This window comes from Gilliamella apicola (genome assembly GCF_003202915.1).
Lineage (GTDB): Bacteria > Pseudomonadota > Gammaproteobacteria > Enterobacterales > Orbaceae > Gilliamella > Gilliamella apicola_Q.
Genome location: NZ_QGLP01000004.1, coordinates 209,872 through 235,047, shown reverse-complemented (window position 1 = coordinate 235,047; position 25,176 = coordinate 209,872). Strand labels below are relative to the sequence as shown.

Below are 25,176 nucleotides of genomic sequence, written 5' to 3'. Positions count from 1 at the left end.
TAAATAGTGAAAAATAGATCAGAAAATAAACCATATTTATTTTGGTTCCCACTTTATAGGAAGACAAATAAACAATTTCAACAATAGTAGTAATGAGACATAAGATAAAATAAAAAGACAAATAAATAGGTGTCTTAATATTTTTGGTCACAATAAAAAAGATAAGCAAACTAATAAAAGATAAAAGACTTATATAAAGTAACGTAGAAAATAGATCAAATTGAAATTGAGTAAAATTTAAATATAAGTCATAACTAATTGAGAAAAAATTAACAATTAACACGATTAAAATTAAACTAATTGATATTTTTTTCATAATTAACACCTCACTTTAAATTTTACTCTACTAACTATAGAACTTAGGTAACAATTGAAAATCGCTTTGTATTATTATATTTCAGACTTAATAATCACTTTTAAAACTGACTGTTTAGGGTCTGTTGATAAATCTATTGCTTCGCTTAATTTATCTAATGGAAATACATGCGTTATCATCTCATCGGTATTGAGTTTTCTTTTTTCAAGAAGATCCAATGCCTCTGGAAATTCATAAGGTGTAACTGAATATGTACCAATTATTGAGATTTCATCTTTGAAGAAACGACTTGCATCAAGGGTGACTAATTTATTTTTATCAAAACCAGAAAATACAATTATTCGACCAGCTCTTCTTACCATATTAACGGCATCAGAAACTAAAGAGGAAACGCCAGCAGCTATAACAATTACATCTACACCTTGTCCATTAGTTATCTGATTTACTTCACTAATAATATCTTTTTCGGCTATATTGATTGCATAATCACTGCCAACTTTAAGTGCTTTTTGTAATTTATATTCCGACATATCACTAACAATAACTTTATTAGCTCCTTTTATTCTTGCCAATTGAGCATGTAATATTCCTATCGTGCCTGCCCCCATAATGAGTACACTATCATCTGGCCTAATATCAGCTTGTTTTAAACCGTGCAAACAACAAGCAATAGGTTCAATCAATGTCGCTTCTTCATCGGTTACATTATCTGAAACTTTATGAGTGAGATGCTTTAAATGTAATTCAGGAATACGAATAAATTCAGCAAAACCACCGGGATCGATATTATTTGTTCTAAATTGCTCACAAATTGTATAATGGCCTTTGTTACAATAATGACATGTAAAGCAAGGTACATGTATTGCTGTGATTACTCTATCACCTAACTGGTAATTATTTATATTTTTGCCCTTTTTTACGATTTGACCTACAACCTCATGACCAAGAACAGTAGGTTTAGTTACCGAATCCCCCCTTATTTTTTGTATATCCGTTCCACATAAACCACATGCAAGCATTTTAATTAATACTTCATTATCAGAAATTTCGGGAGTAGGAAGATCTTCGGTTCTAAGATCATTTTTTTTATAACATACAGATGCTTTCATCTTAATTATCCTTTTTTAATTTAAACTCTAAACTGGTCTTAAACTCAAAAAATGGTTGGTAATAATCGGCAAATATTTGATGATAATATTCCGTCATTTTAGGATTAGGTATATAGCGGGCTATTGGGTTGTCAAATTGAATATGCGCATTTTTATCTAGATAATGATTTTCATACCCAGCTAACATTACACCACCTTTACAAACCGCTTCTTTAATATTACAAGATAGTATTTCTCTACCAAGAATATCTGCTTTGAGCTGTAACCAGAGTGGATTTTTAGCTGCGGCACCAATTACTTTTATAATAGGGTGATGAGTTACCGTTAATTGCTCAATAGTTATAAGTGTATTTTTTAATTCAAAGCATAATCCTTGAAAAATACCTAATAAAATATCAGCTAAAGTCGTGTTTTCACCAAAACCATACCACAATCCTTTCGAGTCAATATTTCGTTTCGGCGGACCACTTCCGCGTAGGTGTGGTATAAATATATTCAGACTATTTTTAATATAATTTATGTCGTCAAGTTTGTTTAAAAGTGATTCAATTAATAAATCAAAATTTTCATCAGTTACCGAAAAAGTGCGCTTGAACCACTCTATGCTATATCCAGCAGAAGGCAGTGATGCATAAAGGGTGTATAAATCATCTTTAACATATTTGCCAAACGATAACTGACTAGTTAAAAACGATTTATTGGAATTTACTTTTTCAAGTAATAAAAGGAGTCCTTCAGTTGTACCTGTTGAGTTTAGAATTTCACCAGGTTTTAATTCAGCAGCAATTGAACCACACATGTGATCATGTCCACCTATAGCAACAAAAATAGGCTGATTACAATTCAGTTTAGCGGATATAGTTGAGGTTAACACTTCTATATTTTTGCCGGATTGAGTAAAATCAGCAAATAGATGGTTGATAGCAAAAGCCGATTGAATTTTTTCAGACCAACAATGATTTTTTAAATCATAAGCAAGCGTTCGCGAAGCTAATGAACACTCTGCTCGCTTTTGATTTGTTAATTTATATGCAATATATTCCGCAATGCATAACCATTTAACTTGTTGCAAATTGATATTACAGTTTTCTCTAATCCATAAAATTTTAGTCAAACTATAATTACTATGAATAGGAATACCAGTAATAGAATAAAGTTCTTCATCAGAAAATTTCTGATTAATATCTGCTAAATTTTTCTGTGTTCGAGTGTCATACCAAGTGATACAAGGACCAACAACCTCACCTTCTTGATTGATAAGTACACCTGACTCACCAACACTTGCAATTACGATATTTTTGACTTTTTCTGCATATGAAAGAGAGTTTATGGTTTGAATAAGCCCCTGTTCCAATTGACTATATAATGCTGTAATATCAAAGTCATAACCATATTTGCTATTAATTTTTGGTGTCGCAAAAGAGTAGCTATCAATCAATTTTAATGATAGCAATTCAAAAACGCATAACTTACAATTTGTTGTACCAATATCAATACCGATTGAGTACATATGAACCTCCTTATTTACTTTTATTTTAATTATCATACTTAAACAAACCCAAAGCGCCCTCAAATAAAATTCCATTTATTCATAAAGTTATTTTTTTGGTAACCAATTTTTTGATAGTTTTATCCTTATCTAGATAACAGCAGCTATCAGATTATTTCATTTCATAAATAGGGTTAATTATATTGAGCGCGCTCTTTTTTCTAGGTTATATCCCATGTTTTTTTAGTATGACGATATAAAAGGAAGCAAGTAATAAAGATAATTGGAATTAATGCTAAGGCGATATAGTTTCCTTCAAACACTTTTACTGCCCAAAAGCGGTAGGGATTACCACCATCTAAGAGGCTTGAAAACTCACCATCAGTTTTAACCGGAAAATTAATACTTCTTGCAATATTAGTAATAATTGGCGCTACTGAAGAAGCAACATAAAGATTCACAATTAAGCAAGGTATACCAATTATAAATGATCTAACAATATTACCTCGGCAAGCTAATACTACCATCGAAATAGGGACCCAAATATTGGTTAAATCACCTAAAGGTAATAATCGATTACCAGGTAAAACAATTGATAAAATTAATCCTACAGGGATAAGTAACAACGCAGTAGATAATACAGATGGGTGTCCAACAGCAACTGCAATATCTAAACCTATATAGAGATTTTTTCTATTAGGGAATTTTTTATTTAAAAATTGCTTAACGGCATCAGATAAAGGTAGTAAACCTTCCATCAATAATTTGACCATTCTTGGCATAATTAACATCACTGCACCTAAATTAATGGCTAGATTTAAAATACCTTTAATATCATAACCAGCAGCAATACCAATTGTGGCACCGATAACAAAACCAATCATCATTGGCTCACCAAAAATACCAAATCTTTTTTGAATGGTTTCAGGATCAGCATGTAATTTCTGTAATCCCGGAATTTTATTTAAAATAAGATTACCTAAAACACCAATAGGAAAGAAAATCACAGATGATAGTGTCGGTAATGAAATACCCGGAAGCTCAAAATATTTTTGTATCATCGGCGCACACCAATCTGCCAGAACGAAGGTAATTACAGCTGTTACTCCAGCGATAATTAATCCATACATAAAACTACCAGTACTGCTATACACTAAAGCTCCAACAAAAGTAAAGTGCCAGAAATTCCATAGATCAATATCAACTGTTTTAGTCCAGTTGAGTGTTAACATCACAATATTGATGATAATCGTCATAGGAATAACAAATGGAGCAATTGGCGATGCCCATGCAATTGCAGCTAATGGTGGCCAACCAAGATCAATAACAGGTAAATGAATACCAGCATGTTCAACTAAATCAGTTGTTGCACTACCAAGACTGGTCCCTAATAAATCGAAAATAACAAAAATACCAACAAATCCCATCCCTATCGTTAAAGATGAACGAATTGCCCTACCGAGTTTAACACCTAAGCAAATCGCCATAAGAAATATCACAACAGGTAACATCACTGTAGGCCCGAAACCTAATATGTATTGAACAATTTCAAGTAATTTATCAGCCATGATCAATCTCCTTTTAGGATCCTAACGATTTCTTCTAAAACGTCCTCTTCCCCTATAGTTGTAATCAATGGTACACCATTAATAATCGGTGTTTTCTCCAAATCATAAGAAACTTTAGATGTCACAATGATTAAATCAGCCATTCCATCTTGAGATTGCACGGTTGCAACATCAGATTGAATATTTTCAACTTCAATACCATGTTGCGCGCAATAATTTTTAACTTTTTCTGTAGCAATAGTTGAAGTTGCAATACCACTAGTACAGGCAAAAATAACTCTTTTTTTCATAATACATCTCCTTATTTCAAAATATCTTTTAAGATATTTTTGATTTCAATTTTGTTATTACTTTCAACTATTTTTTGCAAGATCGAATCATTGCCAAATGATGATGCCAATTTCATCAAAAAAGTTAAATGCGTGTCTGATTCCTTGAGTAATAGTCCAAAAACAATGTTGATAAATAAGTCTTCATCAGTTTCGGCATTTTTGAAAATAATTCCTTTTTTACTGGTTACGATAAACATGCCATTTTTTCTAACAAATTCACAATCTACATGCGGCATGGCAACATTTAGTGTTTTCAATTTGAATCCTGTTGGATGGTTATTTTCCCTTTGAATAACTTTTTCTAAATATTGTTCGGTCACATAATTATTTTTTAATAATTCATGACTTATAAATTTAAACATCTCTTCACGACTTGCGAATTCTTGGTTTAAAAATATAATATTGTCATCCAATTGCTCTAATTCCATAATTACCACCTATACTGTTATTTTATCGATGGATGTTTAATAAATTCATAGATAGGATTTTGTTATAAACAACTTGTTGAACATCACCTTTTGCTTTAAGCAAAACTTTAATCAGATTATATTCATTATTATTAGCAACATACTGTTTACCAATTGAACTAATATAAGCTCTGCGTAGATCGCCACCTATATTGAGTTTAACTACGTTGTATTGGCTAATTTTTTGTAAAGTTTTATCATCTATTCCTGAACCACCATGAATAACAAGCGATACTGGCGAAATCTCAGAGAGTTTACCTAACAGATCAAAATCAATTTTAGGCTGTTGTTCAAACCCATGGACATTACCAACAGAAACAGCTAAAGTTGTACATCCTGTTCTTTTGACAAATTCTTGAACTTGATTAGGATCGGTTTTGCGATCTGCTTCATTAACTTCATCATCTTCTTTTCCGGTTATTGCTCCTAATTCAGCTTCGACAGGAATATTGTATCCGCCACAAAAGTCGACAACTTTTTTCGTCAATTGGATATTTTCTTCAAAAGGCAAGTGAGAACCATCAATCATAATTGAAGTGAAGCCGGCTTCAACTGCTTGTTTAACATCTTCAAAGGTTTTTCCATGATCTAAATGTAAACAAAATGGTGTTTTCATCGTACTAGCTCGATTTCGTACCATATCAACAATATATTTGTAGCCAGATAACACAATGTTTGTTGGTGCAATTTGAACCATACTTGGAATATTACTTTCCTCAATTGCATCTAATATGGCTAATGTTGTTTCCAAATTTGTCGTATTAAATGCTCCCGCTAAAGTTTTCTGTTTTTTAGCTTCACCTATTAAAGTATACCCATTGACTAATGCCATAACTTACTCCTACTTTCGTCTTAGTGTTGTCCCCAAGTAGTTAACATTTGACTTTAACCAGACATTTCCAAATTCGATTGGATGACCATCATCAAAGAAAACTAATTGTTCTAAATGAAGAACTGGAGATATATCACTAATATTTAATATATCTGCCCGTTCTTTGCCTACCACTCGAGCTGAATAACGACATTCCGAGTGATCAATTTTCTTTTGAGTAATTCGCTCTAATTCACTAAATAAACTATGTTTTGTAAAATCGACATGTTCTATTTCAGGACATAAAGACAAATTGATTCTATTTTCAATAAACATAATTTTTTCGCCATTAACACTTCGTACTCGTTCCATATAAAAAATATTAGAATTAACTGGGATTTGTAATTTGCCGCTAATGTATTCATTGGCTTTCTCAACACGTTTGGTAGTCACTTCTGTTGTGAATTTAACATGTTGCATTTCTAGTGATTCTGCAAATGACTGTAAACCATAACCTAATTGATAAGATATATTTTCAGCTTTAACATAAGTCCCTTTACCTTGAATCTGTTCCAAAACTGATTCATTAATAAGTAATTCAACCGCTTTTCTAACCGTGCCACGACTAACAGAGAGAATATTCATAATTTCATTTTCAGAAGGAATTCTATCTCCAGACTTTAAATCTTTTCGATATATCTGATTTCTGATCCACTCTTTCACTTGTACATACAGTGGTGTGCTAGAAAATTTATTTATATGCATTTGTTACCTCAAATATTAGTTAAGTTAAATATACATCCATAGACAACCATGTACAACTATATACATCTATGAATTACTAAAATTGTGAGAAGTATCACAATTTTATATCTTATGGTTGTCTGTTGAACTTGGATAAATTAAGGTTTTTTCTATAATTCTTATCCAATAAAAACATGTAATTATTTAAGAAATAACGTGATCTTGCAATTAAAAAGTAGTGGTTAATTTTATTAATGAAATATTTATAACTTAAAATCGCAAGTTATAAATCCATCTATGATTAATTTAAAAATAACTATTGTTAAAAACTAGCACTATATAAAGCTTTGTTGTTTATTTTAATAGGGTTGATGGATTTACTTTAATGGGGATAATGTTTAAGATAACTTAATTTTTTTGATCTATCTTAGGACGACAAAATTTGAATAACTTTGCAAAAATTATTGAAATTGAACGTGGCAACATGAGATTTGCCTACGTTGAAAACGATGAAATCAATTATTTAGACCTTTTTGACCAATTTTTGGCAGAAGAAGGCCATCATGAATTACTCGATCCAAGTGATAGAATTGAGCGATATACTTATTTAATCGATCACGGTCAAAGCAAATTCATTTTTAAAATTGATGGCGGAGTTGAACACCGCTTAGAGCGTCGTTTGATTGCCAAACTTACTGGTGATTTTTATTTCAATTTAATTCACAAGTTAGCCAAAATTGCTTTAGACAAATGTGATATTGCTTATGAACTTTATCTGGTTGCATTTGATAAAGTGACTAAACGCCATTATATGATTTTCAATTTTATTGAAGGCCGCTCTTTAAAATGGGAAGAGATGAAAACCTATGGTGAACAGATAAAAAACTGTATTGAGAAGTTACATAGCTATAATCTGGTTTCTAACGATGTTCATGGTGGTAACTTTATTTTAACACCAGAGGGCAAAATCAAAGCTATAGACTTAACCAACTCTGGTTTCATATGGCTAACTAAGGCCAATGATGCCATCGAATTACGCGAACGTTTTGGCATTAAGATAAAAGTACCGATTATGGCAATGGCCATTAAAAAATTCACTCACGGATTTAAACGATTATCACGGAAAATTCGTGGCAAAGAAGATTAAAAATGAAATTGAGAGAAGGGCAAACTTCTCTCATTTCTCCACAAAATCATAATTAATCTAATGTAATAAATAGTCTATTTTTTGATAGTTTCTAGATCTGAAAAATATTTAAACCCCTTTTATTCTAAATACTAGTAAATCCTTGTATAACAATATAGAATTAAACCAATCTAACGAAAAAAGGATGAGTTATGAGAAAGTTGATTGGTTTTACTGTTTTAGTCACATTGTTAACTAGTTGCGCTTCTCACAAAATGCTGTCAATCTATCAAACGCAAGGGGTAGAGATCACGCAAAACTCTTCGAAAGTAGATATTATAAATAAGTACAGCACTTCTCGTCCTATTACCTTACTTCGTTCTTCATTATCACTCTGTATAGCACAAGAACTTGATAATAGCCCAGTAGTTTTGAACAGTGAAAACTATTTAGGTTCTGCATGGTGGCCTTATTATAATATGCCAACCCAACAAGCAATTACTATCAATGGTGGAGAAACCATCAAATTAGTTGAAGGAAATAACATTGTTGCCAATGCTGTTACCAATTATCAATCACAATCTAAATATTTTGTCAGTTATACTTTAACTACAACCCGCAATGCCAATAATATTCGTTATTTATTCAGCAATATCAAACAAGCTCAGCAGAATACTGGATCTTTTGGCAATGAGGGTTTTGAAAATGTAAAAACCATAGAAAGAGCCCATCCTGATTTGGTTATTGAAGCGCTTAATAACGAAGTTGATAAAATTCAAGCCTGCTTATTGCGTTAATAACCGCCCCCCTTTCCTCTTTAAAAAAGTTGAGGAACGGGGTTTTTGAGTTTAAAAATAGATGAAAAATGACTTATTGAATCATTTTTCGATAGCATTTTATAAAAATCATCCTAATAAATTAGTCATTACTAATTTTGTCATTTTAGATGATCTCTTCAATATAAAAGTCTTTATAAATCAATAATAAAATTCATAATAAACTTACATTAATTACAAAATCAGTTAGTTAACTTTCTTATTCTTCTGATTTCTAACTGCATAACTATACTGCATATGTACTATAAAAAAACATAAAGAGGTTTAGTTATGAGCATAATCCAAGATATAAAAGAAAACAAAATGTATATAGGTTCACTCCCCCTTCCCCTATTTCTAGTTTGTTCCATTATCGTTATTATTGCTGCTCAATTAGATATGCTACCTAAAACCCTAATTGGTGGTTTTGCAGTGATATTACCTTTAGGTTGGTTTTTAGGAACTCTCGGGCAGAACATTCCATTTTTCAAAAAATTTGGCGCCCCTGCGATATTATCACTTATTGTTCCTTCATTATTGGTTTACTATCATGTTTTTGATGAAAATACCTTATCAGCAACCAAGATGCTAATGAAGGATTCTAACTTTTTACTCTTTTATATCGCCAGTTTAGTGTGCGGTAGTATTCTTGGTATGCATCGAGTCATTCTAGTTCAAGGCTTTATTCGAATGATGATACCAATGTTATTAGGAATGTGCTTAGCTGCATTAGTTGGTGTCTCTGTTGCTGTCGCTTTTGGCGATGATTGGGAGCACGCCTTCTTTTATACGGTTTCACCGGTAATGGCAGGAGGAATTGGTGAAGGGGTTTTACAGCTCTCCAATGCTTATAGCAACATCCTTAATCAAGATTATAATACTTTCGTTAGTGCATTAATACCTGCAACTGTAGTAGGTAACTTTTTTGCAATCACTTTTACGGCAATTATGAGCCGAATTGGTGAAGTTAAACCTCACTTGAGTGGTCATGGTCAGTTAGTAAAAATTGAGTTTGATGGCTTAGCTGAAGCGTTAAAAGATGATAAGACACCACTTGATGCAAGAGTAATGAGTGGCGCAGTAATGATTTTAGCGACACTATTTATATTTGGCATGATTTTAGAAAAAGTAACTCATTTTCCTGGTCCAGTTTTAATGATCATTGCAACCGCTGTGGTTAAATATTTTCGTCTATTACCTGCGAGTGTCGAACGCGGTAGCCAACAATGGTACAAATTTATTTCAGGCAATTTTACCTTCCCATTAATGGCTGGTCTAGGTCTGCTTTACATCGATTTAGAAAGTGTGGTTAAAGTATTAACTATCCCATATTTTATTACCATTATTGCGATTGTTTTCACCGTTTCGATGACTGGATTTGTCTGTAGCTTCTTCTTAAAAATGTATCCCGTTGAAGCATCCATTATTTCATCTTGCCAAAGTGGTATGGGGGGAACTGGTGACGTAGCAATACTTTCTACTGCCAATAGAATGAACTTAATGCCTTTTGCCCAAGTTGCAACACGATTAGGCGGAGCTTTAATGGTGATAGGTACCACAGCACTAATGCGTTATTTACATATGTAATTTTATAGAAAAAGGTATCAATTAACCGTTTGATAAACCGTTTGAGATAAATATTGATTTAGTATCACAAAATATCCAAACATAGATTAAATATTTAAAAAGGTAAGCATTATGACAACAGTACAAGAGAAAGCGTTAGCAATCAGTAAACAAATGCATGGTAAATTTGAAACTCATTCGAAAGTACCGGTTAATTCAATGGCAGATCTTAGTGTTGCTTATACACCTGGCGTTGCTGCGGTGTGTACTGAAATTGCTAAAAATCCTGAGTCAGTTTATGAATATACCAGTAAACGCAATTTGGTTGCGGTTATTACGGATGGTTCTGCTGTATTGGGATTAGGAAATATTGGACCTGAAGCAGCTATTCCTGTTATGGAAGGTAAGGCAATTTTATTCAAACAATTTGCTAATGTGGACGCCATTCCTTTATCAATTAATACCCAAGATCCAGATGAGCTAGTCAAACATATTGCAGCATTAGCACCTTCATTTGGCGGTATCAATTTAGAGGATATCAGTGCACCAAGATGTTTTGAAATTGAAAAACGATTGCAAGAACTATTAGATATTCCGGTATTTCACGATGATCAACATGGTACAGCAATAGTGGTATTAGCAGCGCTATATAATGCACTTAAAGTTGCTGGTAAATCGATCGAATCGGTCAAGGTAGTGATTAATGGCGGCGGCGCTGCTGGTTTAGCGATCGCCGACATGTTATTAGCTGCTGGCGTAACCGATCTTAAAATTGTCGATAAAATTGGTATATTATCCGAAGATGATCTTACTTTACCACCACACCATTTAGCTATGGCGAAAAGAACTAATAAGAATAGACAAAAAGGTACTTTACAAGATGCAGTTAACGGTGCTGATGTATTTATTGGTGTATCGGCTCCCGGAGTATTGAAAGCGGATTGGGTTAAAACAATGGCGGAAAAATCGATTATTTTTGCTATGGCAAATCCGACACCAGAAATATTTCCAGATGAAGCTAAAGCAGCTGGTGCATTTATTGTCGGTACAGGGCGCAGTGATTATCCAAATCAAATCAATAATGTCTTGGCATTCCCCGGTATATTTAGAGGTGCATTAGATGCCAGAGCAAAAAATATTACATTAACCATGCAACTTGCAGCAGCCAAAGGGCTAGCTAACATTATTACACCAGAAAAACTATCAGTTGATTGTATATTGCCGAACGCTTTCGAACCAAATGTGGCCAAGGTGGTTGCCGAAAGTGTTAAAAATGCTGCTAAACAATAGTGATTGTTTATAGATCCATTAAATTAACTAAAAACCTGCTAATATAAAATTTATTAGTAGGTTTCTTGACTAATCAGTTATGATAGTTAAGTGATCGCTTTTTATACAGCAAATGATAATGAAATATTTATTTAACAAATTACCTCTCAAAGTTAAGTTGATAAGCTTAATTTGCTTGGTGTTTATACTTTCGGTTATTGCCCAAAATATTTATATTGTTCATGTGGTGAATAATGAGTATCTTATCAATTCTCGTCATCGCGTCGAAAATATTGCTAATATTATCTCGACATCACAAAGTATTATTGAAGCGATACAGAACCCAACGACGGGAAATATTGCCACCATTCAGGCAACAACAGAACAATCCAGAGCATTAACACAAACCGATTTTATTGTGATATTCAATATGCAAGGAGTAAGATATTCACATCCGGATGAACAGAAAATCGGGCAAACAATTGTCGGCGGAGATGAACAACGCGCTTTAAATGGTGAGTCCTATACTTCAATTGCCAAGGGAACCTTAGGAGATTCTGTTCGAGCATTTAAGCCAATCATGAATGATAAAAATCAACAAATTGGTGCCGTTTTGGTTGGTCAAACTCTGCAAAAAATTAATCATTTAGCGTCAAGAACAAGTCAGCCGATTTGGTTATCATTATTTGCTTCGTTATCAATTGCCATTCTTTTAGCTTATTTGTTATCCCGTAATATAAAGAAAATTTTATATGGTCTTGAACCTATTCAGATGGCACAACTGTTTGCTGAGCGAAATGCCATTATTCGAACGGTAAAAGAAGGAATTGTGGTCATCAATCGAGATGGTTTAATCACCCAGATTAACGATGAAGCGATTAGAATTTTACGCATCAAAAAAAATAAAGAAAGTATTATTGGTTTACCTGTTGGTGACTTTATTCCCAATACTCGGTTATATGAAGTGATGATGAGTGGAAATGCTGAATATGATTGTGAACAAAATATCAATGGTGTTGTGATACTAACCAATAGAACCCCATTATTCGTTAATGATGCTTTAGTTGGTGCTATTGCTTCATTTAGAGATATGACAGAAGTCCGTAAATTGGCTGAAAACTTAACTGGTGTTAATCGTTATGCTGATGCTTTACGCTCACAATCTCATGAATTTAATAACAAATTACATGTCATTTATGGGTTAGCTTTTAACGATAATAAATTGGAATTAATTGATTATCTAGAAGAAATTATCGGTAATCAACAAGCTGAATCTAAACTGGTTAGCCAATATATCAAAGATCCTATTATAGCAGGATTTTTAAATAGCAAATTTAGCCGAGCACGAGAACTAAATGTAACCTTAACATTTAACATTGATGGTGTTTTAGCGATAATAACAGATACATCTGTAACACATAGTTTAGTTACAATACTTGGCAATTTAATTGATAACGGCCTAGATGCGGTTCAATTTTTGGATGATAAGCAGATCAAAGTAAGTCTGGTCATTGATAACACCAATTTTGAAATTGAAATTAATGATAATGGTGAAGGTATTTCTGAAAACGATATTCAGTATATTTTTCAAAAAGGTTATTCAACGAAGGGAGATAATCGAGGATTTGGGCTTTATTTAGTGTTAGCTAGTATTGATGAGTTAGATGGACATATTCAATTATGTGATTCTGATAATAAAAAAGGGACTTGCTTTAAGGTATTATTACCACTAAAAGAGATTTATAGGAAGAAATAATCATATGGTAGAAGTTTTAATTGTTGAAGATGATCCAATGGTAGCGGAACTTAATAAAAAATATTTACAAAAACTTACCGGCTTTAATTTAGCGGCAACGGTTACTAATGGAGAACAAGCACTCCATTTTATCCATGATAACCATATAGATCTGTTGTTGCTTGATGTTTTTATGCCAAAACTGAATGGTCTTGATCTACTGAAATATATTCGAATCAGCTATCCTAAAATAGATATCATTATGGTGACCGCCGCATGTAATACCAATGACATCCAAACAGCATTACGTTTGGGTGTCATTGATTATATTGTTAAACCCTTTACTTTTGAGAGATTTCGTACGGCTTTGATTTCCTATCAAGAACGAATTCGCCTATTATCATCTGCTGAAATACTTAATCAAAATCAATTAGATGATCGTATTTTTACTAAAAATTTTAATACCACAAATCGATTACCAAAAGGAATTGATGCGCAAACTTTACAATCAGTACGTGATGTTATTGTCAACTATCAACAAGATTTTTCGATGAGCGATATTGTTGAATTAATTCCCTTATCTAGGATATCGGTCAAAAAGTACCTTGATTATTTAGAAGAGTTAGGTGAAATAGAAAGCCATTTAACTTATCTACCAATTGGTCGTCCAGTAAAACGTTATATTTATCAAAAATAGTTGATATTAATTATTACCTTATCTAAAGCTTATTACACATTGTTTAAATATTGTAATAGGTTAAGCCGTTGGTTAAAACTATTTATCCATCGTAATCTCATCTAAAGATAAACTGAAACTTGGTACAAATATTTCTAAAAAGTAATCCATTTCAGGGGTATTTCGTTCTGACAATGTTTTTTTCAAACGCTGTTCCGCTAGTTTAAATTCATTATTACCTGCACTAAGTTCTTCAATTGTTTTAAGATAGGCACACAATGCATCTGCTTGTTTTACAATGTTTTTTTCAGTTTCATCATAATAATCGTCATCAATTAATATTTTAAAATCATCTTGCAACTCTATTGGCAACATATTAATCAGTTTATGCTGAGCTATTTTTTCAATCTTTTTATATTCAGAAGTGATTTGTGGATTGTAATATTTAGTTGGTGTCGGTAAATCCCCTGTTAACACTTCTGATGCATCATGATACATTGCCAATAGTGCAATACGTTCAGGATTAACATTACCATTAAATCGTTTGTTTTTGATAATCGCTAAAGCATGTGCAACAAAGGCAACTTGCAGGCTATGTTCTGATACATTTTCTGTTCTAACATTACGCATTAACGGCCAACGATTAATCAATTTTAAACGCGATAAGTGAGCAAAAAAATGACTGTTATTCATATGATTTTCTCATTAATTACAAAATAAAAAAACGCCTCCGAAGCGGAAGCGTTATTAAATTGACTATACGATTTTAATTACTTATGCCAAAACAAGTTGTCTTGTTCCTAAAGCAACCGGAACATTTTGTTCTTCATCAAATGTTGCATATTCCCACGCATCTTGTTTAGCTAGTAACGCTTGCAATAGTTGGTTATTCAAAGCATGACCTGATTTATAACAAACTACTTCACCAATCATATTGTGACCACACATGTATAAATCGCCGATGGTGTCTAACATTTTATGACGTACAAACTCATCTTCAAAACGAAGACCATCTTCATTAAGAACTTTATAATCGTCAACAACTATTGCACAATCTAAGCTTCCACCTAAACATAGACCTTTAGATTGCAGTGCTTCAATATCACGCATAAAACCAAAAGTTCTTGCCCGGCTAATTTGACGAATAAAAGACTCAGAAGAAAAATCCAATTGATAACGTTGTGAACTGTTATCAATAGCTGGATGACGAAAATCAATAGTAAAATCTAAACGAAAACCACTATATGGTCTTACTTCTGCCCATTTATCTCCATTTTCAACACGAATAGTTTCTTTAACTCGTAAAAACTTTTTCAATGCATTTTGTTCAGTAATGCCGGCATCTAACAATAAGTAGACAAATGGGCTAGCACTACCATCCATGATTGGAATTTCGGGTGCATTTACTTCAATAATAATATTATCGATACCAAGCCCTGCTAATGCTGAATTGATATGTTCAACAGTGGAAATGCGAACGTTATCTTCATTAACCAAACAGGTACAAAGCATCGTATCACGCACTGATTTAGCATCCACAGGAAAATCAACATACGGATTTAAATCTGTACGACGATAAATAACACCTGTGTTTTCTGGCGCTGGACGTAATGTCAAAGTAACTTTTTTGCCAGTATGTAAACCGACACCAGTTGCTTGAATTGTCTTTTTTAAGGTTCTTTGTTTCACTTTGCACCTACTTTTGTTATTTGCTTCTATTATCTATTAGACAATAAAAAATCAAATAAGTTCAATACTAATTAGCCTGCTTACGAATAAAAGCAGGAATATCTAAAATTTTATGTTCTTCTAATGGCGAAACAGCTGGTTCATTAACCACTTTAGGCATTGGCTCTTCTTGTTGCGGTGGTATATGATTTGTTTGACCAAACAATGAACCATGTTGTGCCGCTGGTTTAGTGATTTTAACTTCAGGGCGTTTATCCATACCTATACCAGTAGCAACCACTGTAACACGAATTTCATCTGACATATCAGGATCAAATGTTGTACCAACAACCACCGTTGCATTGTCAGAAGCAAAAGCCCTAACTGTACTACCAACCGTTTCAAATTCTTCTAACCCAAGATCAAGTCCAGCAGTGACATTAACTAAAACACCTCGTGCACCAGATAGATCAATGTCTTCAAGCAATGGGCTTGAAATTGCCATTTCAGCGGCTTCTTCGGCACGGTTATCACCACTTGCACGACCAGAACCCATCATCGCGTATCCCATTTCAGACATTACAGTCCTAACGTCTGCAAAGTCAACGTTGATATGACCTGGTTTAGTAATTAATTCTGCGATACCTTGTACCGCACCTTTTAAAACACCATTAGCAGCAGCAAATGCATCTAATAGTTTAACGCCACGACCTAATACTTTTAATAATTTGTCATTTGGAATTGTGATAAGAGAGTCAACATGTTTAGCAAGCTCAGCAATACCTTGCTCAGCAAAAGCCATACGTTTTTTACCTTCAAATCCAAAAGGCTTGGTAACAACAGCAACAGTTAAAATACCAAGTTCTTTAGCTATTTCTGCCACAACTGGGGCTGCACCAGTTCCTGTCCCGCCACCCATTCCGGCTGCAATGAAAACCATGTCGGCACCTTCAATCGCACTACGAATAACATCACGATCTTCTTCTGCTGAATTTCTCCCCACTTCTGGATTAGCTCCGGCACCAAGTCCTTTGGTGATATTATTTCCGATTTGGATAGTTTGACTAACTTTAATTCTTTTCAATGCTTGTGCATCAGTATTTGCTGCAAAAAACTCAACGCCTTCAATATGTTCAGCAATCATATGCTCAACAGCATTACCGCCGCCGCCACCGACACCAATAACTTTAATGACTGCTGCTGGCTCATCATCTGCAACCATAGGCTCAAACATAACTTATCTCCAAATTTAAGATCTTATGACATTGTACAGATAACAAGCTACAATGTCTACGAAGTTATCAGATATAATAGCTAAAATTCTTTTTTAAACCAACTGGTGAATCTTTTAGCTATCCCTTTAAAAGATGATTTATTACTATTTTTAGTATCATCATTTAATAAACTTTCTTTGCCATAATGCAATAACCCTACGGTTGTTGAACAATATGGCTTTTGTACATAATCAGTTAATCCTGAAATATTCAAAGGATAGCCAATACGTACTTGATTTTGAAATACTTTTTCAGCACATTCAACCATACCTTTAATTTGCGCAGCTCCACCGGTTAAAACTATCCCTGCTGCCAATTGATATTTGAAATTTTGCTTTTTAAGTTCATCTTGTAATATTAGTAACTCTTTTTGTACTAATGATAAAAGCTCTGAATAACGTGGTTCAATCACATCAACCAATGTTTGCCGTTGCAATGAACGAGATGGACGTCCACCAACACTAGGAACATCAATAACTTCATCTTTACCAACTAATGAACCAATTGCACACCCATAACGAATTTTTATATTTTCAGCATCCATTGGTGGCGCACCAAATGCATAAGCAATGTCACTAGTGACAACATTGCCTGCATAAGGAATAACAACGGAATGGCGTAATGCACCACCAGTATAAACTGTAACATCCATTGTTCCGCCACCAATATCAATGACACAAACACCTAATTCTTTTTCATCATCTGTCAATACTGCATAACTCGATGCCAACCCTGAAAAAATAAGTTGGTCAACTTTTAAACCACAACGTTCAACGGCTTTCACTATATTTCTTGCCATATCATTATGGCAGGTGACCAAATGAACTTTGGCTTTCATTCTTACACCAGACAATCCAATCGGGTTTTTAATGCCTTCTTGTAGATCAATTGAATATTCTTGCGCTATGACATGTAAAATACGATGTTCATCTAAAATACGAACTGACTTAGCTGTATGCACAACATTTTCAACATCTTCTTCTGTCACTTCTTCATCAGCGATTGGCACCATACCAATTTCATTTTGACAGCGAATATGTTTACCAGACAGACTTAAATAAACAGAAGATATTTGACAATCAGCCATTAATTCAGCTTGGTCTATAGCTCGTTGGATTGATTTAACGACCGATTCAAGGTCATTAACTCCACCTTTATCAACACCTTTTGATGGGCAATGTCCAACACCAATAATATTGACCACACCATCAGGAAGTACTTCACCAACAAGGGCGAGGACTTTGGATGTGCCCACTTCAAGTCCAACAACTAATTTTTTCTCTGTTGTTTTCATACTTCAGCCTTTATTTATTTCTCATTGCGATATTTTTTCGCGTTGCACTGAGATACCGTTTTCATACCGTAAATCAGCAGCCGTTATTTTTTCATCAGCTGGCATTCTTGAGAAAATTTCAGGGAATAATTTGATAAATTGGTAATAATGTTGTTCTATGTTTTCACTGCCAATTATCAATTTTATCTCCTGATTTTCAGAACATAAATCAGCTGTGCATTGTTTAATCATCAATTGCCAAGCATTACGATCATCAGCTATAGCAACTTTAATTTCTGATGCAAACTTATTATTAGCTAACTTTTTAGAAATTGCGTCTAACTTAACATACGTTTCTAACATTGACTTTGCTTTACCTTCAGGTCCATAAATTCTTGGTAATTGCAACTGACCCAAACGATCAAATGGCACACTAAATACATTTCCAGCATCATCAAGCAAATATAAGTCATTCCAATAAAATGCAGGTTTATATTCCTCAATATAAACAATTAATCTGTCCGGCCACTGTTTACGTACACTTGCTTGTTTAATCCAAGGGTATCGCATAATTTCTTGCTGAATATCATCAACATCTTGTCCTATATAGGTATTTGGCAAACCTAATCCTAAAATCGCTTGCCTAAGATCACCTTCGGTTGTGAAAGCATGATCCCCACCAAACGTCAATTGTGATAAAACCATTTGATCTGGATCTTCCAACCAATTTTTAACACAATTTATTGTCCAAACACTAATACTAATAATGATAATAAAGAACAAAAAACCTATCATTTGCTCTAAATTATGAAAAACAAGCAGCTTTCTTCTTTTCTGATTCTCTCGTTTATGCGCTGCTTGTTGTACTTTTTTCATAAAAACAAGGCCAGTTAAACGGTCGCTAATTGTAAAATACGTTTAACTAATTCACTAAATGACCATCCATACTCTTTAGCCGCCATTGGCACTAAACTATGATCCGTCATACCGGGAGCTGTATTTACTTCGAGTAAATATGGTTTTTGATTCTCATCAAACATAATATCTACTCTCCCCCATCCTCGACAGCCAACTGCTTTGTAAGCATCTAAAGCTAGTTTACGAATTTCTTGTTCTTTCTCATCAGATAATCCACTTGGACAGAAGTATTGGGTTTTATCAGATAAATACTTTGCATCATAGTCATAAAAATTGGTAGCCGGTTTAATGTAAATTGCAGGTAAAACTTCTTCACCAACAATCGCAACCGTAAATTCGGCGCCAGCTAAGAATGATTCAACCATTACGTTATTATCATATTTGAACGCAATATCAATTGCATCTTTTAATTCTTCAGCCTTATTAACTCTTGTCATACCAACACTTGAACCTTCATGACTCGGTTTAACAAATAACGGTAATCCAAGTTGTGTAACAATATTATCAATATTAATTGTTTGCGATTTATCAACCGTAACATAATCAGCAACGGGTAAACCTAGTGATTTCCAAACTAATTTTGTTTTTAACTTATCCATGGTTAATGCTGATGACAAAACATCGCTACCAGTATAAGGAATGTTTTGATAAGTCAAAATAGCTTGCGTTATACCATCCTCACCACCTCGACCATGCAAAATAATGAAAGCTTTAGTAAACCCTTCTTGCTTCAAATTGGTTATACAATGATCTTTAGTATCAATAAGATGCGCATCGATACCATTTGCTTGCAACCCAGCAAGAACCGCTTGACCTGATTTTAGGGATACTTCTCTTTCAGCTGAGGTCCCACCATATAACACAGCAACCTTATCAATCATTATTATAAAACCTCTTTTGAAAATAATGGGTTACTGGCTAGTTGACGAGCTATACGACCAACACTTCCAGCACCTTGGGTTAACAACAAATCCCCACCTTGTAATACTTCTTTCATTATTTCAGGTAAAAGATCTAAATCAGAAACATAAATTGGATCAACTTTGCCACGATTTCTAATTGAACGGCAAAGTGAACGACTATCAGCACCGGCAATAGGTTGTTCTCCAGCAGAATAGACATCTAACATGACTAATGCATCTACTTGAGAAAGTACTTGGGCAAAATCGTCAAATAGATCCCGAGTTCGCGTATATCTATGCGGTTGAAATAACATAACTAAGCGTCGATCTGGCCAACCATTTCTAGCCGCTTGAATCGTAGCATTAACTTCACTAGGGTGATGTCCATAATCATCAACCATCATAATATCTTGATTATTTCCATATGGAAAAACACCTAATAAGTCGAAACGTCGACTAGTTCCAGCAAATTTTGCTAGTGCTTGAATAATTGAATCATCATCAATACCATCTTCAGTGGCGGCTATAATTGCTGCGGCTGAATTTAACGCGTTATGTTTACCAGGCGCATTTAATTCAATTTCTAAATCATCACGATCAGGTCGACAAACTGTGTAGTAACTTATACCGCGTTCTTGACGGTAATTTTTAATAACAACATCCGCTTCGTCACTAAAACCATAAGTAATAATTTTACGGCCTACAACTGGTAATAATTCTCGGTTAATAGGATCGTCATAACACATAATAGCTAAGCCATAAAAAGGAATATTACGCAAAAAAGAGATGAAAGTTTGTTTGAGATTTTCAACACTTCCTTGATAAGTATCCATATGGTCAGGTTCAATATTGGTTACTATCGACACCATTGGCTGCAAATGTAAAAATGAGGCATCACTTTCATCTGCTTCAGCGATAAAATAACGGCTACTGCCTAATCTAGCGTGTGTTCCAGCTGCCTTAACTAAACCACCGTTAACAAAAGTTGGATCGAGTTTGGCTTCTGCATAAATTGCGGTAACCATCGCGGTGGTCGTGGTTTTACCATGAGTTCCTGCAATAGCAATGCCATAGCGAAAACGCATTAATTCAGCTAACATTTCCGCCCGTTGGATAACAGGAATACGAGCTTCTCTAGCGGCAACAACTTCAATGTTATCTTGAGAAATCGCTGATGAGATAACCACAACACTTGCACTAATAATATTTTCAGCGGCATGTCCAATCACTATCTTTGCGCCTAATGTTTCTAAATGCTGAGTTACCGCATTTTCAGCAATATCGGATCCACTAATTTGATATCCTTCATTAGCAAGAACTTCGGCAATACCACCCATTCCTGCGCCACCAATGCCCACAAAATGGATATGCTTGACACGTTTCATTTCTGGAATGATTGCTCTTAATTCAGCTAATTCCTTAGTATTCACTCTTAAACCCCTAGTTAGTTATTTTTTGTTTAGGTCTTGAAAAGTTATTAGACAATTATTAATTAAATAACTGCATTTTTAAATCTTATAAACTTAATCAGAACATTAGTTAAAATTATAAATAAAATTAGCTATTTTACCACTGAAATCAACGTTTCTGCCACCCTTTCTGTCGAATTTGTAATTGATAAACTTTTCGCTTTTACCGCCATATCAACTAAATCTTCACGGCTTAAGTTTGCAAGTAATTGAAATAAAGAGTCATCATTGAAATCAGGTTGTTCAATAATCTTAGCAGCATCAATATCAGCTAGAGATTTTGCATTCCAGAATTGCTGGCGATCTTTATGCATAAATGGCACAAAAATAGCACCAATACCAACAACTTCTATTTCACTTACCGTTAATGCACCACTTCGACAAATTACGATATCAGCCCAATTATAAGCTTCTTTAACATCAGTAATAAACTCTGTGATTTGGTTCTTTGTCATATCACAGAACTGATAAGATTTGACTACCTCATCTAACATTCCTTTACCAGTCTGATGCCAAACAACAAACTTATCAGACAATTTTGCAATTACTCGAGGCACAACTGTATTGATGACTTTGGCTCCTTGACTTCCGCCCATAACTAATATTCGAATAGGACCTTGTCTATTTTTAAATCTTTCACTCGGATCTTCAATTGTTAATAAATCACTACGTACCGGGTTTCCCACCACTTCAGCATTGGGAAATGCAGTTGGAAAAGCTTGTAATACTTTTGTCGCAATTTTAGCCAAATATTTGTTGGTTAATCCAGCAATGCCATTTTGTTCATGTAATACAACTGGGATACCTAAACTTTTAGCAGCGATACCACCTGGTCCAGAAACATATCCCCCCATACCTAACACAACATCGGGACGATAAGCTTTTAAAATTTTTCTTGCTTGCAAAACGGCTTTTAATATTTTATAAGGCGCTTTTAATAATGCCAGTTTACCTTTTCCACGTAGACCTGATATTTGAATAAAATCTATATCAATTCCATTTTCCGGTACTAGATGAGCTTCCATACGATCAGCTGTACCTAGCCACCTTACTTGCCAACCTTGTTCCATTAAATAATGTGCGACAGCAATGCCCGGGAATACATGTCCACCGGTACCGCCAGCCATAACTAATAATTTTTTCATTATTTTATCGACCTTATTCTTGCTTGAGTTTGTTGTTGTCTAAACTCAAAATCTATTCTTAGTAATATTGCAACAGCAATACTCATTATGATAAGGCTTGAACCGCCATAACTAATAAATGGTAAGGTTAGACCTTTTGTAGGTAACATACCGGATGTTACGCCAACATTAACAAAGGTCTGAAAACCAAACCAAATGCCAATTTCACAAGCTAAATAGCCAGAAAATTGCAAACCTTCATTTAACGCCCGATAGCCTATTGCCAATGCTTTAAATGTTAAAAAGAAGAGTAAAAACAATAAAGCGACAACACCAATGAATCCATACTCTTCAGAAATGATTGAAAATATAAAATCTGTATGACATTCAGGCAGATAACGTAATTTAAAAATTGAATTACCTATCCCTTGACCAGTTATTCCTCCATTACCAATGGCCATTAATGAAGCAACTAGCTGATAGCCTGCGCCTGTAGCATATTGCCATGGATCAAGGAATGTCATTAAACGAGTTAAACGATAAGATTCGTATATAATTAGACTAACAACGGTACCAATACCTGAGTTCAAAATTGCAATAAATTGCCATAATTGAGCACCAGCAATAAATAATATGCCAATCGTTACCGTGAACAATACAATCACCGTACCTAAGTCAGGTTGTACAAGTAACAAGATTGACAAAATTGACAAAACTGCCATGGGTTTAAAAAAACCCCAAAATCTACTTTGCACTTCCTCTGATTTACGTGCTAAATAACTGGCTAAAAATAAGAATAAAGATAACTTAGAAAGTTCAGCTGGCTGAAAATTAAAAAAAACTAACGGAATCCAGCGTGATGCACCATTAATCGAAGAACCAATTATCAAAACTGTTATCAACATAATAATTGTAATGATTAATAACACAGAACCAAATTGTTGCCAACGCTGCATAGGAATACATAAAGCGATACACATCAAAAAGAGCGACATTCCAATTTGAACTAATTCACGTTGCGCATAAAAGAAAGGGGCACTCTCACTAAACGCCATTGATGAAGAGGTCACCATAATCAAACCGAAAGTCATTAAACCAATTACCGTCCAAAGTAATTGGTTATCAAATGGAATATTTGGATTAACTTTTTTTTTAATCCAAAAGAGTGTCATTTTCTACTCCTTTGTGTATATTCAATAGCAAGTTGTGCAAAAAGATTTCCGCGTTCAACATAATTTTTAAATTGATCTAAACTGGCACAAGCTGGCGAAAGTAATACAACATCTTTTGGTGCCACTTTTTTAGCTATACATTCAATAGCCTCAGACATGGTCTCTGTAATGGTTGTGATATTAGGAACTAAATTAGCAAGTAAATCGCGATCACGTCCAAAACAGAAAATTTCAATATTTCTATTTTTTAAATAAGGAATCAAAGGGGTGAAGTCTGCTGATTTTCCATCACCACCTAACAATAAAAATAGTTTTCCATTACAGATAACACTGTTTAAAGCTGCTTCAGTACTACCTACATTAGTTGCTTTAGAATCATTAATCCATTTCACATCATTATTTTCAAATACTAATTCAAAGCGATGAGGTAAACTTTGAAAATTAGCAATTGTTTTTAAACTTGAATCACGAGCTATATTCAAATTATCGGCGATAGCTAATGCCGCTAACGCATTTAGATAATTATGACAGCCAATTAATTTCATTGATTTAGTCGATAAAATCGGCTGATTTTGCGCAATTAGATATTCATAATTCGCATCTAAATGATAATCCCCCGCCTTCATACCAAATGAGACGCAGTGATGATGATTAGTAGTTGGTATGGTTAATTTATCATCATGATTAATTACACAACATTTGGCATTATGATAAATGCGTTGCTTAGCTGCTGTATACTGCATTAACCCTAGAGGATAACGATCCATATGGTCTTCGGAAATATTCAAAATCGTCGCCACTGAAGCTTGTAAACTTGATGTCGTTTCTAATTGAAAACTCGATAGTTCAAGTACATAAACATCATAATCTTGTTTCAATAGCGACAAAGCAGGTTCACCAATATTGCCACCAACACCAACTTTTAATCCAGCTGATTTGACAATATCACCAACCAAGGTAGTAACAGTCGTTTTCCCATTGGCACCGGTAATGGCAATAACATCTTTATTTTTTTGTTGATTTACTTCACGGCAAAAAAGTTCAATATCACCAATAATCTCAATACCTTTTTCTCTCGCTTTTTGCAACTCAGGTGTTGATAAGGCGATACCCGGACTTGCAACAATTAGATCGGCTTCAAATAGCCAATCTACATCAAGATTACCTAAATGATAAATAATACAATCATCTAATTGATCTAATCCAGACGGCGACAGACGAGTATCAATTACTTTCGGAATAACATTCTGAGCAAGGAAATAGTCAACACAGGAAAGTCCTGTAATACCTAATCCGATAATAACAATTTTTTTACCTTGATAGTCAACCATAATTCAATCCTGCTCTATTTTT

Annotated in this window: 23 protein-coding genes; 6 read left to right on the top strand and 17 right to left on the bottom strand. The window is 34.0% G+C overall.

Going from position 1 to position 25,176, the window contains the following annotated elements:
* Positions 1 to 390 precede the first annotated feature (390 nt).
* From DKK79_RS02590 to DKK79_RS02560, 7 genes are all read right to left on the bottom strand, one after another.
* Positions 391 to 1,425, bottom strand: coding sequence for a zinc-dependent dehydrogenase (locus DKK79_RS02590; protein ID WP_110422717.1), 1,035 nt, complete (start codon positions 1,423 to 1,425; stop codon positions 391 to 393).
* Position 1,426: 1 nt separating this feature from the next.
* Positions 1,427 to 2,935, bottom strand: coding sequence for an FGGY-family carbohydrate kinase (locus tag DKK79_RS02585; protein WP_181415213.1), 1,509 nt, complete (start codon positions 2,933 to 2,935; stop codon positions 1,427 to 1,429).
* A 200-nt stretch (positions 2,936 to 3,135) separates the two neighbouring features.
* The gene (locus DKK79_RS02580) at positions 3,136 to 4,482 is read right to left on the bottom strand and encodes a PTS galactitol transporter subunit IIC (protein ID WP_110422715.1); all 1,347 of its coding nucleotides are present in this window, start codon (positions 4,480 to 4,482) and stop codon (positions 3,136 to 3,138) included.
* A gap of 2 nt (positions 4,483 to 4,484) precedes the next feature.
* Positions 4,485 to 4,772 carry a PTS sugar transporter subunit IIB gene (locus tag DKK79_RS02575; RefSeq protein WP_110422714.1) on the bottom strand — a complete coding sequence of 96 codons (288 nt, stop codon included), beginning with the start codon at positions 4,770 to 4,772 and terminating at the stop codon, positions 4,485 to 4,487.
* 11 nt (positions 4,773 to 4,783) lie between these two features.
* On the bottom strand, positions 4,784 to 5,242 hold the full coding sequence (locus DKK79_RS02570; protein WP_110422713.1) for a PTS sugar transporter subunit IIA: 459 nt from the start codon (positions 5,240 to 5,242) through the stop codon (positions 4,784 to 4,786).
* Positions 5,243 to 5,264: 22 nt separating this feature from the next.
* Positions 5,265 to 6,113, bottom strand: coding sequence for a class II aldolase (locus DKK79_RS02565; protein ID WP_110422712.1), 849 nt, complete (start codon positions 6,111 to 6,113; stop codon positions 5,265 to 5,267).
* 9 nt (positions 6,114 to 6,122) lie between these two features.
* Positions 6,123 to 6,857 (bottom strand): GntR family transcriptional regulator, encoded by a 735-nt coding sequence (locus DKK79_RS02560; protein ID WP_110422711.1) that lies wholly within the window; start codon positions 6,855 to 6,857, stop codon positions 6,123 to 6,125.
* A 421-nt stretch (positions 6,858 to 7,278) separates the two neighbouring features.
* Between DKK79_RS02560 and DKK79_RS02550 the strand changes: the two genes are divergently transcribed.
* The 6 genes from DKK79_RS02550 to DKK79_RS02525 all read left to right on the top strand — a co-directional run bounded on the left by DKK79_RS02550 (position 7,279) and on the right by DKK79_RS02525 (position 14,044).
* Positions 7,279 to 7,983 carry a lipopolysaccharide core heptose(II) kinase RfaY gene (locus DKK79_RS02550; protein ID WP_110422710.1) on the top strand — a complete coding sequence of 235 codons (705 nt, stop codon included), beginning with the start codon at positions 7,279 to 7,281 and terminating at the stop codon, positions 7,981 to 7,983.
* 191 nt (positions 7,984 to 8,174) lie between these two features.
* A complete protein-coding gene (locus DKK79_RS02545) occupies positions 8,175 to 8,759 on the top strand; it encodes a hypothetical protein (protein WP_110422709.1) in 585 nt (194 codons plus the stop codon).
* A gap of 309 nt (positions 8,760 to 9,068) precedes the next feature.
* Entirely contained in the window at positions 9,069 to 10,364 is a 1,296-nt protein-coding gene (locus DKK79_RS02540) for a 2-hydroxycarboxylate transporter family protein (RefSeq protein ID WP_110422708.1), read from the top strand.
* Positions 10,365 to 10,475: 111 nt separating this feature from the next.
* Complete coding sequence (locus tag DKK79_RS02535; RefSeq protein ID WP_110422707.1) at positions 10,476 to 11,633, top strand: NAD(P)-dependent malic enzyme; 1,158 nt, start codon at positions 10,476 to 10,478, stop codon at positions 11,631 to 11,633.
* A gap of 118 nt (positions 11,634 to 11,751) precedes the next feature.
* Positions 11,752 to 13,368 (top strand): DcuS/MalK family sensor histidine kinase, encoded by a 1,617-nt coding sequence (gene dcuS / locus DKK79_RS02530; protein WP_181415212.1) that lies wholly within the window; start codon positions 11,752 to 11,754, stop codon positions 13,366 to 13,368.
* 4 nt (positions 13,369 to 13,372) lie between these two features.
* The gene (locus DKK79_RS02525) at positions 13,373 to 14,044 is read left to right on the top strand and encodes a response regulator (RefSeq protein WP_110422705.1); all 672 of its coding nucleotides are present in this window, start codon (positions 13,373 to 13,375) and stop codon (positions 14,042 to 14,044) included.
* Positions 14,045 to 14,122: 78 nt separating this feature from the next.
* On the opposite strand, the gene yfbR is transcribed toward DKK79_RS02525, so the two are convergent.
* From yfbR to murD, 10 genes are all read right to left on the bottom strand, one after another.
* Positions 14,123 to 14,716, bottom strand: a complete 594-nt coding sequence (yfbR, locus tag DKK79_RS02520) for a 5'-deoxynucleotidase (RefSeq protein ID WP_110422704.1) — start codon at positions 14,714 to 14,716, stop codon at positions 14,123 to 14,125.
* 81 nt (positions 14,717 to 14,797) lie between these two features.
* Complete coding sequence (gene lpxC / locus DKK79_RS02515) at positions 14,798 to 15,712, bottom strand: UDP-3-O-acyl-N-acetylglucosamine deacetylase (RefSeq protein ID WP_034882850.1); 915 nt, start codon at positions 15,710 to 15,712, stop codon at positions 14,798 to 14,800.
* 67 nt (positions 15,713 to 15,779) lie between these two features.
* Positions 15,780 to 16,913, bottom strand: a complete 1,134-nt coding sequence (ftsZ, locus tag DKK79_RS02510) for a cell division protein FtsZ (RefSeq protein WP_375334966.1) — start codon at positions 16,911 to 16,913, stop codon at positions 15,780 to 15,782.
* A 92-nt stretch (positions 16,914 to 17,005) separates the two neighbouring features.
* Complete coding sequence (gene ftsA, locus DKK79_RS02505) at positions 17,006 to 18,259, bottom strand: cell division protein FtsA (protein WP_034882848.1); 1,254 nt, start codon at positions 18,257 to 18,259, stop codon at positions 17,006 to 17,008.
* Positions 18,260 to 18,280: 21 nt separating this feature from the next.
* Positions 18,281 to 19,114, bottom strand: coding sequence for an FtsQ-type POTRA domain-containing protein (locus DKK79_RS02500; protein ID WP_110422703.1), 834 nt, complete (start codon positions 19,112 to 19,114; stop codon positions 18,281 to 18,283).
* A 14-nt stretch (positions 19,115 to 19,128) separates the two neighbouring features.
* Positions 19,129 to 20,037, bottom strand: a complete 909-nt coding sequence (locus tag DKK79_RS02495; RefSeq protein WP_110422702.1) for a D-alanine--D-alanine ligase — start codon at positions 20,035 to 20,037, stop codon at positions 19,129 to 19,131.
* A 2-nt stretch (positions 20,038 to 20,039) separates the two neighbouring features.
* Positions 20,040 to 21,488, bottom strand: coding sequence for a UDP-N-acetylmuramate--L-alanine ligase (murC, locus tag DKK79_RS02490; protein ID WP_110422701.1), 1,449 nt, complete (start codon positions 21,486 to 21,488; stop codon positions 20,040 to 20,042).
* Between the two features lie 131 nt (positions 21,489 to 21,619).
* Positions 21,620 to 22,672: an undecaprenyldiphospho-muramoylpentapeptide beta-N-acetylglucosaminyltransferase gene (gene murG / locus DKK79_RS02485; protein WP_110422700.1), complete on the bottom strand. Its 1,053-nt coding sequence runs from the start codon at positions 22,670 to 22,672 to the stop codon at positions 21,620 to 21,622.
* Complete coding sequence (gene ftsW / locus DKK79_RS02480) at positions 22,672 to 23,823, bottom strand: cell division protein FtsW (RefSeq protein WP_110422699.1); 1,152 nt, start codon at positions 23,821 to 23,823, stop codon at positions 22,672 to 22,674. The genes murG and ftsW overlap by 1 nt, the downstream gene beginning before the upstream one ends.
* On the bottom strand, positions 23,820 to 25,154 hold the full coding sequence (gene murD, locus DKK79_RS02475; protein ID WP_110422698.1) for a UDP-N-acetylmuramoyl-L-alanine--D-glutamate ligase: 1,335 nt from the start codon (positions 25,152 to 25,154) through the stop codon (positions 23,820 to 23,822). The genes ftsW and murD overlap by 4 nt, the downstream gene beginning before the upstream one ends.
* Positions 25,155 to 25,176 lie beyond the last annotated feature (22 nt).

Excerpts from the sequence above, each read along its gene's own strand:
- DKK79_RS02590 (WP_110422717.1), bottom strand. The coding sequence starts at position 1,425 with ATGAAAGCATCTGTATGTTATAAAAAAAATGATCTTAGAACCGAAGAT.
- DKK79_RS02585 (WP_181415213.1), bottom strand. The coding sequence starts at position 2,935 with ATGTACTCAATCGGTATTGATATTGGTACAACAAATTGTAAGTTATGC.
- DKK79_RS02580 (WP_110422715.1), bottom strand. The coding sequence starts at position 4,482 with ATGGCTGATAAATTACTTGAAATTGTTCAATACATATTAGGTTTCGGG.
- DKK79_RS02575 (WP_110422714.1), bottom strand. The coding sequence starts at position 4,772 with ATGAAAAAAAGAGTTATTTTTGCCTGTACTAGTGGTATTGCAACTTCA.
- DKK79_RS02570 (WP_110422713.1), bottom strand. The coding sequence starts at position 5,242 with ATGGAATTAGAGCAATTGGATGACAATATTATATTTTTAAACCAAGAA.
- DKK79_RS02565 (WP_110422712.1), bottom strand. The coding sequence starts at position 6,113 with ATGGCATTAGTCAATGGGTATACTTTAATAGGTGAAGCTAAAAAACAG.
- DKK79_RS02560 (WP_110422711.1), bottom strand. The coding sequence starts at position 6,857 with ATGCATATAAATAAATTTTCTAGCACACCACTGTATGTACAAGTGAAA.
- DKK79_RS02545 (WP_110422709.1), top strand. The coding sequence starts at position 8,175 with ATGAGAAAGTTGATTGGTTTTACTGTTTTAGTCACATTGTTAACTAGT.
- DKK79_RS02540 (WP_110422708.1), top strand. The coding sequence starts at position 9,069 with ATGAGCATAATCCAAGATATAAAAGAAAACAAAATGTATATAGGTTCA.
- DKK79_RS02535 (WP_110422707.1), top strand. The coding sequence starts at position 10,476 with ATGACAACAGTACAAGAGAAAGCGTTAGCAATCAGTAAACAAATGCAT.
- dcuS (WP_181415212.1), top strand. The coding sequence starts at position 11,752 with ATGAAATATTTATTTAACAAATTACCTCTCAAAGTTAAGTTGATAAGC.
- DKK79_RS02525 (WP_110422705.1), top strand. The coding sequence starts at position 13,373 with ATGGTAGAAGTTTTAATTGTTGAAGATGATCCAATGGTAGCGGAACTT.
- yfbR (WP_110422704.1), bottom strand. The coding sequence starts at position 14,716 with ATGAATAACAGTCATTTTTTTGCTCACTTATCGCGTTTAAAATTGATT.
- ftsZ (WP_375334966.1), bottom strand. The coding sequence starts at position 16,913 with ATGGTTGCAGATGATGAGCCAGCAGCAGTCATTAAAGTTATTGGTGTC.
- ftsA (WP_034882848.1), bottom strand. The coding sequence starts at position 18,259 with ATGAAAACAACAGAGAAAAAATTAGTTGTTGGACTTGAAGTGGGCACA.
- DKK79_RS02500 (WP_110422703.1), bottom strand. The coding sequence starts at position 19,114 with ATGAAAAAAGTACAACAAGCAGCGCATAAACGAGAGAATCAGAAAAGA.
- DKK79_RS02495 (WP_110422702.1), bottom strand. The coding sequence starts at position 20,037 with ATGATTGATAAGGTTGCTGTGTTATATGGTGGGACCTCAGCTGAAAGA.
- murG (WP_110422700.1), bottom strand. The coding sequence starts at position 22,672 with ATGAAAAAATTATTAGTTATGGCTGGCGGTACCGGTGGACATGTATTC.
- ftsW (WP_110422699.1), bottom strand. The coding sequence starts at position 23,823 with ATGACACTCTTTTGGATTAAAAAAAAAGTTAATCCAAATATTCCATTT.
- murD (WP_110422698.1), bottom strand. The coding sequence starts at position 25,154 with ATGGTTGACTATCAAGGTAAAAAAATTGTTATTATCGGATTAGGTATT.